Source organism: Nocardia sp. NPDC050630 (assembly GCF_044457245.1).
Taxonomy (GTDB): Bacteria; Actinomycetota; Actinomycetes; order Mycobacteriales; family Mycobacteriaceae; genus Nocardia.
In genome coordinates this window covers 541394-556873 of sequence record NZ_JBITGN010000003.1, presented here as the reverse complement: position 1 = coordinate 556873, position 15480 = coordinate 541394, and the positions used below count along the sequence as shown (strand labels likewise).

Genomic DNA, 15480 nt, shown 5'->3' with positions numbered 1-15480 from the left:
ACCACACCCCAAAAGGGCGCAATCAGAAGAATTAACCAGAGTCCGAAAACCATGGCAAAACAAAACACCAGCAAAAAGTATTTGCTGACAAAAATATCCGACCCACCCACACGGGGGTATGAATAGAATCGGAACCAAAAAATATTTGGCACTGACATTCATCGACACACTATTGAGTTCTCAAAGAACACACGCACACACCATCTAACGGGTTCAACCCCGGTCGATCGGTGAGGCAACTTATCAAGCTTAGCTCAGCTGCGAACCCGATTCAAAATCGGGGTCTCGTTCGAGCTAGTGTGATCGCCAGGCGCTCAACGTCCTACCTCGTTTCCCTGGTCCTTCGCTCAGCCTTTCGGCTCAGCGCGTGGGCCCCGGGTCGGTGTCCGTGTCGCTCTGACTCGAATAAAGTTACGTGTCGGTGTGCACGATGTCAAATCGCCTGGTCAGGAACGCTTTTCGGCGCGAGCACATCGACGCCTTGCGTTCACATGATCAATCCGCGGCGCCGACTCGCTCCACCTGACCGCCCAACGCCTGCAGCTGCTCGACGAAATTCGGATAGCCGCGGTCGATATGGAAGACGTCGTGCACCTCAGTGGTGCCATCGGCAACCAGACCGGCAAGTACCAACCCGGCGCCGGCCCGAATATCCGACGACCACACCGGCGCGCTGGACAGGCGCGGAATTCCGCGCACCACCGCATGATGTCCATCGGTCCGTGCGTCGGCGCCGAGCCGGATCATCTCCTCCACGAAACGGAAGCGCGCCTCGAAGATGTTCTCGGTGATCATCGATGTGCCGTCCGCAATCGCCGCCAGGCCGATGGCCATCGGCTGCAGATCGGTCGGGAATCCGGGGAAAGGCAGAGTCGAGAAATTCACCGCGCGCGGCCGATCGGCCTGGATCACCCGGAAACCGTCCGGTTCGAACGAAATGCGCGCACCAGCGGAGCGCAGCTTGTCCAGCACGAGGGACAGGTGCTTGGGGTTGACACCGGTGACCCGGACATCTCCCATGGTCATCACCGCAGCGATCCCCCAGGTGGCGGCGACGATCCGGTCACCGATCACCTGGTGCGTAGTCGGTGCGAGGCGCTCGACCCCCTGAATGGTGAGCACCGACGTGCCCGCACCACTGATCCGCGCCCCCATCCGAACGAGCATGTTGCACAGATCGACGATGTCGGGTTCACGGGCCGCGTTATCGATGACCGTCTCCCCCTCGGCCAGCACGGCCGCCATGAGGATGTTCTCGGTCGCGCCCACCGAAGGAAAGTCCAGCCGGATCCGCGCGCCCTGCAGTTCGTCCGCCCGCGCGACCACACAACCGTGCTCGATTTCGCTGGTCGCGCCGAGCAGACGCAGACCCGCCTGATGCATATCCAACGGCCGCGAGCCGATCGCGTCACCGCCGGGCAGCGCGACAACGGCTCGCTTACACCGCGCCATCAGCGGACCGAGCACACAGACCGAAGCGCGGAACTGTGTCACCGCCGGAAAATCCGCGTGGTACTTGGGTTCGGCGGGCGTATTGATCGTGACGACCGACCCGTCGATTGCGACGTCGCAGCCGAGGCCGCGCAGCACATCACCCATCAACGGCACATCGAGGATGTCCGGGCAGTTCGTAATGGTGGTCGTGCCTTCGGCCAGCAATGCAGCCGCCATCAGCTTGAGGACGCTGTTCTTCGCACCCCCGACCGCGACCTCACCGACGAGTCGATTCCCGCCAGTAACCAAAAACCGTTCCATGCCGCCTCTCCGCGTATTCGGCGCACTGTTGGTGCAAAGGATAGTTGCGTTGCGGGCCGGTGGTAGCAGTGCCGGGGTTATATCCAGGTAGCTGGGACACATTTCAGGTTCTCCAGCAACTTTTTGCGTGTGTCGGTGCGGATCGGACGGTTCACGAACCACCTTGTTCGCCACCAGGCTTCCACAACACGTCACCGCCCGGGTTGGCGACACGGCTGAGGATGAACAGCAGGTCGGAGAGGCGGTTCAGGTATTTCGCCGGAAGGATATTCGTATCGTCCGGGTGCGCCTGCACCGCCGACCATGCCGAACGCTCCGCTCGCCGCGCCACCGTGCGGGCCGTGTGAAGCAAGGCGGCCAGCGGTGTGCCACCGGGCAGAATGAACGAATTCAGCGCGGGCAGTTCGGCATTGAACTCATCGCACCAGGCTTCGAGGCGATCGATATACGGCTGGGTGATTCGCAGCGGCGGATACTTCGGCTCCGGGACCACCGGGGTGGAGAGATCCGCGCCCGCATCGAACAGATCGTTCTGCACTTGGCGCAATACCTTCAGCAACTCCGGGGCCGGGTCACCGAGCGCGACGGCCACACCGATGGCGGCATTCGTTTCGTCACAGTCGGCATAAGCGACCAGCCGCGGATCGGTCTTGGCCACCCGCGAGAAATCGCTGAGACCAGTCGTCCCATCGTCGCCGGTCCGCGTATAGATCCGCGTCAGATGCACACTCACACGCCCACCCTATCGCTACACACGCCACAACTGATTTGGTAAGTACATGGGTAACTCGTCGGGGACGGGCTGAGTTGCCCACAGCCCTACCGCCGCCCGCAAAACGCCACAGTTGCCGCGACTGAGTCTGGCGCCTAAAGGTTCGGGGAGGCGGACGAGCCTAGAGTCCGGGCAGCCGACGGGTGCGATCCGAGGGGCGAGATTCGACCCAGGAGAGGAAGGCTGCCAGTGAGCCGCGGTCCAGGGCCAATTCGTAATTGCCGTCGTTATCGGAAACCGCGGTTACCGCGATCTCGTCGGTCATGATGTCGTATTCGTCGCCACGCGGGCCGCGCCGATCACCGATCTCGATGCCCTGGCGTCGAATGGTGGAATCGGGACCGAGTTTCAGACTGGATAGTTTGTAGAAGACGAGGCGATCCTCGTCATATCGAATCAGGCCGTGCCGCCACCCCTGGCCGCCGCGTGCGGGCAGCACCCGGAGAATCGCTGCGGTGCCGCCGCGACGCAACATGATCAGCCGGTAGGTGGAGGCCAACGCCAAGAGAACGAGCGTGAGTACCAGAATGATCAGGAGAACCATCCCGGTCTGCAATGCCGTTCGTCCCTTCGTTCAGCCGCCGTGTCGACGACACGGCATTCGATCGGCGGTGTTCGCAGGCCCTTCGTGGCCCCCGCAGGCTACTGCCTCCGGACCTGATGCTCACACCGCGTCCGGCCATTCAACCACGGCACCGAGTTTACAAATGGCGGGGCCTTGTCTTTGAACGTTCGAAGCCGGAAACGGCGCTGTCGGCGGCGATTACATTCGCCGCCGACAGCGCCGTGCTATCGGGTCGTACCCAATCCTGGTGCGGTACTAGGCCTTCGCCTCTTCGACCGCGCGCACCTGGCCCTGGGCCGCGATCTTGGCTTCTTCCGAGGCATCGGCGTCGGCCAGCACACGACGGGCTGCCTCGACGTCGATCTCATCGGCGAATTCCGCGGATTCGGCCAGCACCCGGACCGAGGTCGCGGTTACCGAGAAGAACCCACCGTGCACCGCAGCGGTGATCCGCTCACCTTCGGTGGGCACGATGCTCACGATCCCGCCCTCGACGAGCTGACCGAGCAGCGGCTCGTGACCCGCCATGATGCCGATCTGACCTTCGGTGGTCTGCGCGCTGACGAACGTCGCCTGGCCGGACCAGAGCAGACGTTCGACGGCGACCAGATCAACTGACATCTCCGCCATGGGTGCTACTTTCCGGCGATCTTCTTCGCGGCCGCCTCGACGTCGTCGAGACCACCGCAGGAATTGAACGCCTGCTCCGGGAAGTGGTCGAACTCGCCCTTGCAGACGCGGTCGAACGCCTCGATGGTGTCGGTCAGCGGCACCACCGAACCCGGCTGGCCGGTGAACTTCTCGGCCACGATGAAGTTCTGGCCGAGGAACTTCTCCAGACGGCGGGCCCGGCCGACGAGGACCTTGTCCTCTTCGGAGAGCTCGTCCATACCGAGGATGGCGATGATGTCCTGCAGTTCCTTGTACTTCTGCAGGATCCGCTTGACCTCGTTGGCGACCCGGAAGTGCTCCGCACCGACGATCGAGGCCTCCAGGATGCGGGAGGTCGAGGTCAGCGGGTCGACGGCCGGGTAGATGCCCTTCTGCGAGATCGGGCGGGAGAGCTCGGTCGTCGCATCGAGGTGGGCGAAGGTGGTCGCCGGGGCCGGGTCGGTGTAGTCGTCGGCGGGCACGTAGATGGCCTGCAGCGAGGTAATGGACCGACCACGGGTCGAGGTGATGCGCTCCTGCAGCTCACCCATCTCGTCGGCCAGCGTCGGCTGGTAACCGACCGCCGAGGGCATGCGGCCGAGCAGGGTCGACACCTCGGAACCGGCCTGAGTGAACCGGAAGATGTTGTCGATGAACAGCAGCACGTCCTGGTGCTGCACGTCGCGGAAGTACTCGGCCATGGTCAGGGCCGAGAGGGCGACGCGCATACGCGTGCCCGGCGGCTCGTCCATCTGACCGAAGACGAGGGCGGTGTCCTGGAGGACGCCCATCTCTTCCATTTCCAGGTGCAGGTCGGTGCCCTCACGGGTGCGCTCACCGACGCCGGCGAATACCGAGGTGCCGGAGAACTCACGCGCGATACGCGTGATCATTTCCTGGATCAGAACGGTCTTGCCGACACCGGCACCACCGAACAGACCGATCTTGCCGCCCTTCACGTACGGGGTCAGCAGGTCGATGACCTTGATGCCCGTTTCCAGGATCTCGGTCTTACCCTCGAGCTGGTCGAATGACGGAGGCTTGCGGTGGATGCCCCACTGCTCGCCGTCGCGACCGGTACCCGGCGCGTCGAGGCAGTCGCCGAGGGCATTGAAAACGTGGCCCTTGACGACGTCACCGACGGGCACCGAAATCGGCTTGCCGGTGTCGGTGACGGTTGCGCCACGGACCAGACCGTCGGTCGGCTGCATCGAGATGGTGCGAACGATGTTGTCACCGAGGTGCTGGGCGACCTCGAGGGTCAGGGTCTTGGCCACCGAGGTCAGAGTGATCTCGGCGTGCAGAGCATTGAACAGCTCGGGGATGGAACCCCGCGGGAACTCGACGTCCACGACGGGGCCGATGACGCGGACGACGCGACCTGTTTTCGCGCCGGTCCGGCTCTCTTGTGTGACTGCTGCGGTCATTTTTCTCTTCCGTGTCCTATTCGCGGCCTTCGGGGGCCCTCCGTGGTTACGCTGCGCTTCCGCCTCCAGGCCCTGACCTCAGGCCGCGGGCAGCCTTTAGTCGCGGTCCGAGCTCGAAGCCAGCGCGTTCACGCCGCCGACGATTTCGCTGATTTCCTGCGTGATCTGGGCCTGCCGCACCGAATTCGCCTGCCGGGTGAGCACATTGGCCAGATCGTTGGCGTTGTCGGTGGCTGCCTTCATTGCGGTGCGCCGAGCCGCGGACTCGGATGCCGCTGCCTCGAGCAACGATGAGTAGATGCGGGTGTTGATGTACTTGGGCAGCAGCGCCGCCAACAGCACATCTGCATCGGGCTCGAACTCGTACTGCGCGGTGAGTTCCGCGGTCGGCGAGTCGGTGAAGCTGTCCTCACCCATGTCGTAGTCTTCGTCGACATAGCTGACCTGTATCGGCGCCAGGCGACGAACCTCGGGGGTCTGGGTCAGCATCGAGACGAAACGGGTGTACACGATGTGCAACTCGTCGACGCCCTCGATATTGCCCACCCCGTTCGGAGCCGGAATCTCAGCCTCGGAGCCTGCCATGAACGCGTCCACCAGGTGGTGGCATGCGGCTGTGGCATCGCTGTACTTCGGCTGCTGGGAGAATCCGGTCCACGCGCTGACTACGGGCCGGTTGCGGAAGGTGTAGTACGTAAGGCCTTTATTGCCCATCACGTACAGCACCGGCTCCTTGCCCTCGCCACGCAGGGTGACCATGAGCTCCTCGGCCCGCTTGAGCACATTGGAGTTATAGCCACCGCACATGCCGCTGTCACTGGTGATCACCAGGACGGCGGCCCGGCGCGGATTGGCGCGCTCGGTCAGCAGCGGGTGCGACAGACTCGTCGACGCACTCGCCAGTTCACCGAGGACCTTGGTGATCTCCTCGGCGAACGGCTTCGCGGCCGCAACCCTGGCCTGAGCCTTGGAGATTCGCGAAGTCGCGATCAGCTCCTGGGCCTTGGTGATCTTCTTGATCGAACTCACACCACGAATGCGGGAGCGCAATTCACGCAAACTTGCCATCAGCGGTTCACACTCCCTTCATTCGCCTGTACCGGATTGCAGCATTCCCGGGGCACTGCGCGGTCACGCAAGCTACCGCCTCCGTGCCCGTCGCTCATGCTGCGGATCGAATAGCGCATCAGCGTGCTCGATTACTTCTCGACGTGCTTGCGGGTCACCGACAGCGATTCGACCTCTTCGTGATCGAGCTCACCAGCGGCGGCCTCGTTCACGACGCGCGAGCCGTCGGAAGCGAGGAAGCCCTGCTTGAACTTGTCGGTGGCTGCCTTGATGGCATCGCCGTTCTCGTTGTCGAGGACCTTGCCGCCCTCGATCGACTTGAAGGCGTCGGCCGCGCTGCGGTGCAGATCCTCGAGCAGTTCGGCGTTGAAGCGACGGATGTCGGCAACCGGGACCGAGTCGAAGTAGCCGGCATCGACCAGGAAGATGGAGACGATCTGGTCCTCCACCGGAACCGGCGAGTACTGGTCCTGCTTGAGCAGCTCGACCCAGCGGGCACCGCGTTCCAGCTGTGCCAGCGAGGCGGCGTCGAGGTCGGAGGCGAAGGCGGAGAACGCCTCCAGCTCGCGGTACTGCGCCATTTCCAGACGCAGCGAACCGGCGACCTTCTTCATGCCCTTGGTCTGGGCGGCACCACCGACACGGGAGACCGAGGTACCGACGTTGATCGCCGGACGGACACCCTTGTTGAACAGGTCGGACTCGAGGAAGACCTGGCCGTCGGTGATGGAGATGACATTGGTCGGGATGAACGCCGAGATGTCGTTGGCCTTGGTCTCGATGATCGGCAGACCCGTCATCGAGCCAGCGCCCATCTCGTCGGACAGCTTCGCGCAACGCTCCAGCAGACGCGAGTGCAGGTAGAAGACGTCACCCGGGTACGCCTCGCGGCCCGGCGGGCGACGCAGCAGCAGCGAGATGGCGCGGTAGGCCTCGGCCTGCTTGGTCAGGTCGTCGAACACGATCAGGACGTGCTTGCCCTGGTACATCCAGTGCTGCCCGATCGCCGAACCGGTGTAGGGCGCAAGCCATTTGAAGCCGGCCGAGTCGGAAGCGGGGGCCGCGACGATGGTGGTGTACTCCATCGCACCGTGCGATTCCAGCGCGGTCTTCACGCCCGCGATGGTGGAACCCTTCTGGCCGATCGCGACATAGATGCAGCGAACCTGCTTCTTCGGGTCGCCGGTCTCCCAGTTCGCCTTCTGCGCCAGGATCGCGTCGATGCAGACCGCGGTCTTACCGGTCTTGCGGTCGCCGATGATCAGCTGACGCTGACCACGACCGATGGCGGTCAGTGCGTCGATGGCGGTGATACCGGTGGCCAGCGGCTCCTCGACCGGCTGACGCTGCAGCACGGACGCGGCCTGCAGCTCCAGCACACGCTGCTCTTCGGACTCGATCTCGCCGAGGCCGTCGATCGGCTGGCCGAGCGGGTTGACCACGCGGCCGAGGAACTTGTCACCGACGGGGACCGAGAGCACGTCGCCGGTGCGGCGAACCTGCTGGCCCTCTTCGATTTCCGCGAACTCGCCGAGGATGACCGCACCGATCTCGCGGTCCTCGAGGTTCAGCGCGACGCCGAGCACACCGCCGGGGAACTCGAGCAATTCATTGGCCATCGCCGAGGGCAGGCCGCTGACGTGCGCGATGCCGTCGCTGGTGTCGGTGACGACACCGACTTCTTCGATGGAGGTTTCCGGGGTGTAGCTCTGGGTGTAGCTCTCGATCGCGCTACGGATCTCATCGGTGGAGATCGTCAGCTCCGCCATAGTCTTCCTGCTCTCGCTGTCTGGTCTGAATGTCGGGGGGTGGTGGGTCGTCAGGCCAGAGCCCGACGCAGCCGTTCCAAGCGGCCGGTGGCGCTGCCGTCGATCAGGTCGTCGCCGACCCGCACCACGACGCCGGTCAGCAGACTCGAATCGACCTGCACGTGCACCGTGACCGGCTTGCCGTAGATGCGCTGCAACGACGCCCCGAGATGGTCACGTTGCTGGTCGGTCAACGCGACCGCGGCACGCACATGCGCGACGATCTGATCGCGCCGCGCGGCCGCGAGATCGGACAGCTCGCCGAACGCGCCGCCGATATTCGTCGCCCGGGTGACCACCTGATCCGCCAGGGTCTGGGTGATGGTCTCGGTCTTGCCCGCGAGCAGCCGGTCGATCAGTTCGCGCTTGGCCGCGGCGGGCTTCGCACGATCCGAAAGTGCCTGCTCCAGCTCGGGATTGTCGCCGATGATCCGACCGAGCCGGAACAATTCGTCCTCGACCGCCCCGAGTCGTCCGCTGTCGGCGGCGGACTCCAGCAACGCCTCCTGGCCGAGCAACACCAGGGTGTCGACCAAATCCGCGGTGCGCGACCAGTTCTGGGCCACCGCGGTGGTCAGCACCGCCAGGGTGGCGGGGCTGACCTTGCCGCTGAAGACCCGCTCGCTGAGTTCGGCGCGCACCGAGCCGGGCACCGACACGTCCGCGAGCGCAACACGCAGCGAACGCTGGTCGTCCAGCACGGCGACAACGGCGAACAGTTCCGACCCCGTCGTGGCCGCAACACTGTCGCTTCCGGTCAGAGCGGCCCGAAGTGCCTCCCGTGCCCGGGAGCTTGCCTCGCGGCTCGCTGCGTACATGCTTCTCACTTTCGCGTCGCTACCTTCCGACCCCGATGCCGGCTTCCGACTGATCGAGTTCGGACAGGAACCGGTCGATCGAGGCCGCTTGCTTAGCTTCGTCCGAAACCGACTGCCCGATAATCTTTTCGGCCAAATCGACGGCAGTTTTGCCGACTTCGGCGCGCAGCTCGGTCAGGATCTGCTGGCGCTGAGCTTCCAGCTGGCTGTGACCGGCAGCGACGATGCGGTCGCTTTCGGCCTGTGCTTCCGCGCGCATCTGCGCGAGGATCTGCTGGCCCTGGGTGCGTGCATCCTCACGGATGCGCGCGGCCTCGAGCCGGGCGTCGGCCAACTGCTGCTGGTACCGCTGCAGCGTCAGCTGGGCTTCTTCCTGCGCGGCCTCGGCCCGCTGGATTCCACCCTCGATCTTGTCCGCACGTTCATCCAACACCTTTATGAGGCGCGGGATGACGTACTTGTAGAAAACGACGCCGACGATCGCAATGCAGACCACCGACCAGACGATGTCGTAGGTCTCGGGGATGAGGGGATTGATGTCCTCCCCTGTCTCCGCCGCAAGCAAAGAAAGCGTGCTCATAGCAATCTCAGAAGATGAAGCCGGCCACAAGGCCGATCAGGGCGAGGGCCTCGGTGAACGCGATACCGAGGAACATGTTGGTGCGGATGGTGCCCTGCAGCTCAGGCTGACGGGCAATACCCTCGATGGCCTTACCGACGACGATGCCTACGCCGATGCCCGGGCCGATGGCGGCCAGGCCGTAGCCGATGGCGCCGAAGCCCTTGAACTTCTCCGACGTGGTCGCGGCTTCCTGGGCCAGGTACGCGAGGCTCATGAGTCTTCCATTCCCTTTCTTTTGCTCACCCGCCGGTCGGCGTGGTGTAGCAGCTATCCGGTATTTGTTCGGTCAGTGCGAATCGGCGTGCTGTGCGAGTCCGATGTAAACGGCGGTCAACAGGGCGAAAACGTAGGCCTGCAGGAAGATGACCAGCATTTCGAACAGCGTGAACCCGAGTCCGGCCAGCAGCGAGAACGGCGAGAACACCTTCATCCAGGCTGCGGCGTCGAAGAGGAAGAACCAGGTGGCGCTGAAGAACAGCACCAGCATGATGTGGCCGGCCAGCATATTCGCCATGAGTCGGACGGTCAGCGTGAACGGACGCAGGATGAATGTCGAGACGAACTCGATCGGAATCAGCAACACGTGCAATGCGGGCGGAACATTCGGAACGACGATGCTGCTGCGCATGTAGGTGACGAACCCGTACTTCTTGATACCCACGAAGTTGAACGCGAGGTACGCGATGAGGGCCAGCACCAGCGGCATGCCGATTCGGGCGTTCGACGAGATGTTCAGCCCCGGAATGATGCCGGAGAAGTTGAGAAAGAGAACCGCGAAGAAGATCGTCGCGATCAATGGGAAGTACTTGCGACCGGATTCCTTGCCGAGCACCTCGTCACAGATCTGATCCTTGACGAACACCAAACCGGTTTCGGTGATGTTCTGCAGACCGCGCGGGACGATGCGAGGATTGCGGAATGCCAGCACCATGACGAGCACCAGCACGGCGGTCATCAACAGCCGGATCAGCATCAAACGGTCGAGTTCGAACGGCGTACCCTCGAACAGCACTGCTGGAGGGAAGAAGTCGGACAGCGATGGCGCGTGGAACTCGCCCGCCAAAGTGGTGACGCTCAGCGTTCTCTCCCGTGTTCGGGCCGCGGGTACGGTCATTCCCGCGGTTCGATCGGACATTGACGATCAATTGGGTCGACTAGGTCGGCTCGAAAATTCGTCAGCAGCTGTGCGGCAATCCGCATGGGCGTCTGTACGTAGTGTCGGCGACATTCGTCGACATGCAGAACCGGAACCCCTCGGAGCCCGGCACGGCAGTTAGCATAGCGGCAGCTGGCAGGATCTCGGTGATCCCCCCTACTGCTTGGTCGCTTGCTTACCAACACTTTACCAAGTTATCTACGACAGCGTGTAGGTGGGGGCGATTATTGCTGCGCAGAGGGCAAATCGGACTCACCGGTCGGTACGTTTACATACGGAACCTTCTGCCGCAGAACGCCATACGTCTCCGCGCCGAGCACGATGAGCAAGGAACCGACCACGGTCAGGAACAGTGCCATCCGATCGTAGAAGTCGAACCGCTGCAGCACCGCGATCACGATCATCGCGACGAGCAGCTTGCCCACCCAACTCACCAGCATGACCAGGCCCGCGGTACTCGGCGGCAGCTTCGTGCCGAACAGCACTACGGCCGCCGTGGTGAGAATGAAACCGCCGCCGATGGCCGCGCCGATCAGCGCGCCCCAGAGTCCGGACAGGCCCGCCACGGCCGAGGCGATGGCCACCGAAACCACCACCAACACGGCCAAACCGATCACGCCGTAGCGCAGCGCCGCCTTCAGCGGGGCGTCGGGACCGGGGACGGGGTTAGTGAGACTCACAATCCAAACTTTACCTGGGCCTTGCTTTACGAATCCGCTGGCTCCTTGCGCCGCAGGCCCGGTATGGCGGTCACCACAAGTGCGAAAACCAGGCCGCCCGCCATCATCAACACCACAATCCGGCGATCATGGATCAGCGAAGTGCCGACAGCACCGAAGGCGAGCACGCCGACCCATAAATAGATCACCAGCACAACGCGCCGGTGCGAATGTCCGATCTGCAACAGCCGGTGATGCAAGTGCATTTTGTCCGGCGTCGAGAAACTCACACCCGCGCGCACCCGGCGCACGATCGCCAACAGCAGATCCAACACCGGAATGAACATCACCGCACCGACGAGCAGTAGCGGCGAAAGCAGACCGACGATGTCGCGAGGTCCGTAACCCGCCAAATTGATGCGGCCCGAGGCACCCGTCGACACTGCGGCCAACATGAGCCCGATCAGCATCGAACCGGAATCGCCCATGAATATCCGGGCCGGGGAAAAGTTGTGTGGCAGAAATCCCATACAGGCGCCGGCGAGCGCGGCGGCGAGCAGGGCGGGCGGGTAGGTGTCGACCGAACCGCCCTGGCTGTAGAGCAGGCCGACGGTGAATACGAAGACCGCGCCCGCGCAGATCAGACCCAATCCGGCCGCGAGACCATCGAGTCCGTCGACGAAATTCATCGCGTTGACGAGTGTCACTGTGATGCCGACGGTGACCAGGCCGCCCTGCAGCGCGTCCAGCACCACCGTCGTGTCGTTGAATGGGTTGTAGATCACGTACCAACTCAGGCCCATCACCGCCATCACACCGGCGGCGGTGACCTGACCCGCGAATTTGGTCAACGCGTCCAGGCCCCAGCGATCGTCGACGATGCCGACGAGCACGATGAGCGTGGCCGCGACCAGCACCGCTGGAATATCCGGCGCGTAATCGAAACCCCGTCGCAGCGCGGGCAATTGGTGCGCGAACAGCACGGCCGCCACCACTCCGACATACATGCCGACGCCACCCATCCGCGGAATCGGCTTGACGTGCACATCGCGCTCGCGCGGCACTGCCACCGCGCCGAAGGCAATGGCGAGCACCCGAATTCCACCGGTGGCCAGGAAGGTCACCGTGCCCGAGATGAGAAGCACGAGCAGCAGCTCGCGCAAAGGAACTACCGCACCCGAACCGATCATCCGTTTATCTGATCCGCCATACGATCACTGCGTCCCGAGATCACCGCGTCGCGACGCTGGTCAGCGCCTCCGGCGACATCCCGAGCACATCGGCGATATCGCCGACCGGTACCGCGCCGGCGCGCAGGATCCGCGGCTGATCCGCGGTGAGGTCGACGATGGTAGACGCGATCGCGTGTTCGGCCGGGCCGCCGTCGAGATAGACGCCGACCAGATCGCCGAGCTGATCGCGCGCCTCGGCGGCGGTCGTGGCGGGCGGCTGTCCGGAGACATTGGCGCTCGAGACCGCGAGTGGGCCCACCTCGCGCAGAAGTTCCAGCGCGACCGGGTGCAGCGGCATCCGCAGCATGACCGTGCCTCGGGTGTCACCGAGGTCCCACGCGAGCGAAGGTGCCTGCTGCACAACAAGACTCAGCCCACCGGGCCAGAAGGCCCGAATCAGCTCGCGGGCCTGCGGACGCACCGAGAACACCAGACCGTCGATGGTGTGCCAGGAGCCGACCAGCACCGGTACCGGCATATCGCGACCACGCCGCTTGGCGGCGAGCAGATCGCTCACCGCGGTGGAATCGAACGCGTCGGCGGCCAAGCCGTACAGGGTATCGGTCGGCAGTACAACCAGCCGGCCGGATTTCAGGGCACTGGTGGCCGCGGTCAGTCCGGCGGCGCGCGAGTCGGGATCCGCGCAGTCGTAGACGGTACTCACGGCCACCATCCTGTCACGCGTGCCACTCGATGCCACCATCGGCGGGGTTGGTTGCCTCCGGTGATCGCTGCGGCGAGTCGAATGGACGCTCGGCAGCACCCGAGAACCACCATTCCGGCCCGCCTCGACGAGTTGGTCGGCGCACCGGGGCTGGCGTCGGAACGCGAGCCGGATCAGCTCCGGGCCGCGGCGACGAAGCGGGGCTTTCCCGCAAGGTCGGGATGTTCGACGATATCGGTGAAGTCACCTTGTTCGGCCAGCAGAGCGGCGAGATCGGAGCCGTTGGTGTCGTCGTGCTCGACGGCGCAGGAGCCACCCGAACGCAGCAGGCGGGCGATGGTGGGGATCATCCGACGGATCACGTCGAGTCCGTCCGGGCCGCCGAAGAGGGCCAGATGCGGATCGTGATCGGCGACCTCGGGATCGAGTTCGGCGCCTTCGGGAATGTACGGCGGATTGGCGACAACGAGATCGACCTCGCCGTTCAGTTCGGTGAGCAGATTCGGGTCGGTGACATCGTCGGCGTAGAGGGTGATCGGGGTGTCGCCCTCGGCAATGCGCAGATCAGCATTGCGGCGTGCCCATTGCAGGGCCTCGGGATCGATTTCGATCGCGTGCACGTCCGCATCCGGTCGGGCCCGGGCAATCGCAAGCGCCAAGGCACCGGAGCCGGTACACAGATCGACGACGACCGGCGTGTGATCGTGCGGCAGCGCTTCCAGCTGCGCCAATGCCCAGGCGAACAGCAATTCGGTCTCGGGACGCGGCACGAAGACGCCGGGCCCGACCGCGAGTTCGATCTCGCCGATCGCCGCGGTACCGGTCAAATGCTGCAGGGGAATTCGCTGCGCACGCCGTGCCACCAGCGCTCGATACTCGTCGAGCAACTCCGGCGCGACTAGCGGGGTCAGCGACAGTCTGGTCCGCTCGACACCGAGCAGATGCGCGGCCAACTGCTCGGCGTCGGACTGCGGACTGTGCACACCCGCCGCCCGCAGGGTCTCCACCGCCTGGTTGATTGCCGGGCGCAACGCCACACGCGTCATGGGCTCGTCCGCCTCTTCCTTTGCCGGTCGTCAGTGTTCGCATCGCGGGCCGCAGATCGGATGACCGGGATGGGCGTACCCGGCGAGCTGGCCATGTTCTTACCAAATCACTTGACCCGAATTCGCAGGATCCAGGGGTCAGGACCGGATTTACTCCGCGGCCATTCGGGCTTCGCGATCCGCCTTGCCCAGAGCATCCAGGAGTGCGTCCATATCACCGTCGAGTACGGCGTCGAGGTTGTGTGCCTTGAAGCCGATACGGTGATCGGTGATGCGGTTCTCCGGGAAGTTGTAGGTGCGGATGCGCTCGGAGCGGTCCACCGTGCGAATCTGGGAGGCGCGGCCCGCAGCTGCTTCCTGATCGGCCTGCTCCTCGGCGAGCGCCTGCAGTCGGGCCGCGAGCACCTGCATGGCGCGGGCCTTGTTCTGCAGCTGGGAGCGCTCGTTCTGGCAGGTCACCACGATGCCCGAGGGCAGATGGGTGATGCGGACCGCAGAGTCGGTGGTGTTGACGCCTTGCCCACCCTTCCCTGAGGAACGGTAGACATCGATGCGCAGATCCGATTCGTCGATCTGTACCTGTTCGACCTCGTCCGGCTCCGGGTAGATCAGCACACCCGCGGCCGAGGTGTGGATGCGGCCCTGCGATTCGGTCACCGGAACCCGCTGAACGCGGTGCACGCCGCCCTCGAATTTGAAACGGGACCAGACACCGTCGCGCGCGGCGTCGCGGCTCTTGATGGAGATGGTCGCGTCCTTATAACCGCCAAGGTCGGAGATGTTCACATCGAGAATCTCGACCTTCCAGCCGTGCCGCTCGGCGTAGCGGATGTACATGCGGGCCAGATCCGAGGCGAACAGCGCCGATTCCTCACCGCCCTCACCGGATTTCACCTCGAGCACCACGTCGTCGCCGTCGTGCGGGTCACGCGGAGCGAGCAGATCCGCGAGGGTCTGCTCCAGCTCGACGACCTGTTGTTCCAGGCCGGGCACCTCGGCGGCGAAGGACGCGTCATCGGCCGCGAGTTCCTGCGCGGCGGCCAGATCCTCGGTGGCGGACTTGAGCTTGTTGTAGGTGGCCATGATCGGGGCCAGCTCGGCGAACCGCTTGCCGACTCGGCGGGCGGCACCCGGATCGTTGTGCAGCGCCGGATCGGCGAGTTGCGTCTCCAGGCCCGCGTGCTCGGCCAGAATGTCATCGATCGCGGACGGTTGCGTCACGGTGCTTCCTCTCTTT

The 15480-nt window shown here is 64.3% G+C and carries 16 protein-coding genes; all 16 read right to left on the bottom strand.

The window, feature by feature from the left end; genetic code table 11:
- Positions 1-495: 495 nt before the first annotated feature.
- Positions 496-1755, bottom strand: a complete 1260-nt coding sequence (gene murA, locus ACIBG0_RS12740; RefSeq protein ID WP_397031967.1) for a UDP-N-acetylglucosamine 1-carboxyvinyltransferase — start codon at positions 1753-1755, stop codon at positions 496-498.
- 151 nt (positions 1756-1906) lie between these two features.
- The gene (locus ACIBG0_RS12735) at positions 1907-2488 is read right to left on the bottom strand and encodes a cob(I)yrinic acid a,c-diamide adenosyltransferase (RefSeq protein WP_397031965.1); all 582 of its coding nucleotides are present in this window, start codon (positions 2486-2488) and stop codon (positions 1907-1909) included.
- 160 nt (positions 2489-2648) lie between these two features.
- The gene (locus ACIBG0_RS12730; RefSeq protein WP_040687141.1) at positions 2649-3071 is read right to left on the bottom strand and encodes a DUF2550 domain-containing protein; all 423 of its coding nucleotides are present in this window, start codon (positions 3069-3071) and stop codon (positions 2649-2651) included.
- A 276-nt stretch (positions 3072-3347) separates the two neighbouring features.
- The gene (locus tag ACIBG0_RS12725; protein WP_040687139.1) at positions 3348-3722 is read right to left on the bottom strand and encodes a F0F1 ATP synthase subunit epsilon; all 375 of its coding nucleotides are present in this window, start codon (positions 3720-3722) and stop codon (positions 3348-3350) included.
- Between the two features lie 5 nt (positions 3723-3727).
- Positions 3728-5170 (bottom strand): F0F1 ATP synthase subunit beta, encoded by a 1443-nt coding sequence (gene atpD, locus ACIBG0_RS12720; RefSeq protein ID WP_397031964.1) that lies wholly within the window; start codon positions 5168-5170, stop codon positions 3728-3730.
- 96 nt (positions 5171-5266) lie between these two features.
- The gene (locus ACIBG0_RS12715) at positions 5267-6238 is read right to left on the bottom strand and encodes a F0F1 ATP synthase subunit gamma (protein ID WP_397031962.1); all 972 of its coding nucleotides are present in this window, start codon (positions 6236-6238) and stop codon (positions 5267-5269) included.
- A 131-nt stretch (positions 6239-6369) separates the two neighbouring features.
- A complete protein-coding gene (atpA, locus tag ACIBG0_RS12710; protein ID WP_397031960.1) occupies positions 6370-8007 on the bottom strand; it encodes a F0F1 ATP synthase subunit alpha in 1638 nt (545 codons plus the stop codon).
- A 50-nt stretch (positions 8008-8057) separates the two neighbouring features.
- Positions 8058-8864, bottom strand: coding sequence for a F0F1 ATP synthase subunit delta (locus ACIBG0_RS12705; protein ID WP_397031958.1), 807 nt, complete (start codon positions 8862-8864; stop codon positions 8058-8060).
- A gap of 19 nt (positions 8865-8883) precedes the next feature.
- Positions 8884-9444 (bottom strand): F0F1 ATP synthase subunit B, encoded by a 561-nt coding sequence (locus ACIBG0_RS12700; protein WP_397031956.1) that lies wholly within the window; start codon positions 9442-9444, stop codon positions 8884-8886.
- A gap of 7 nt (positions 9445-9451) precedes the next feature.
- Positions 9452-9700, bottom strand: coding sequence for an ATP synthase F0 subunit C (locus ACIBG0_RS12695; protein ID WP_040687112.1), 249 nt, complete (start codon positions 9698-9700; stop codon positions 9452-9454).
- A gap of 72 nt (positions 9701-9772) precedes the next feature.
- Positions 9773-10621: a F0F1 ATP synthase subunit A gene (atpB, locus tag ACIBG0_RS12690; protein ID WP_397031954.1), complete on the bottom strand. Its 849-nt coding sequence runs from the start codon at positions 10619-10621 to the stop codon at positions 9773-9775.
- 245 nt (positions 10622-10866) lie between these two features.
- The gene (locus tag ACIBG0_RS12685; protein WP_397032022.1) at positions 10867-11325 is read right to left on the bottom strand and encodes a hypothetical protein; all 459 of its coding nucleotides are present in this window, start codon (positions 11323-11325) and stop codon (positions 10867-10869) included.
- A 23-nt stretch (positions 11326-11348) separates the two neighbouring features.
- Positions 11349-12491, bottom strand: a complete 1143-nt coding sequence (locus tag ACIBG0_RS12680; protein ID WP_040687108.1) for a glycosyltransferase family 4 protein — start codon at positions 12489-12491, stop codon at positions 11349-11351.
- A gap of 40 nt (positions 12492-12531) precedes the next feature.
- Positions 12532-13197 carry an L-threonylcarbamoyladenylate synthase gene (locus tag ACIBG0_RS12675; protein ID WP_397031952.1) on the bottom strand — a complete coding sequence of 222 codons (666 nt, stop codon included), beginning with the start codon at positions 13195-13197 and terminating at the stop codon, positions 12532-12534.
- 173 nt (positions 13198-13370) lie between these two features.
- On the bottom strand, positions 13371-14243 hold the full coding sequence (gene prmC / locus ACIBG0_RS12670) for a peptide chain release factor N(5)-glutamine methyltransferase (RefSeq protein WP_397031950.1): 873 nt from the start codon (positions 14241-14243) through the stop codon (positions 13371-13373).
- Between the two features lie 150 nt (positions 14244-14393).
- Positions 14394-15464, bottom strand: coding sequence for a peptide chain release factor 1 (gene prfA, locus ACIBG0_RS12665; protein ID WP_397031948.1), 1071 nt, complete (start codon positions 15462-15464; stop codon positions 14394-14396).
- Positions 15465-15480 lie beyond the last annotated feature (16 nt).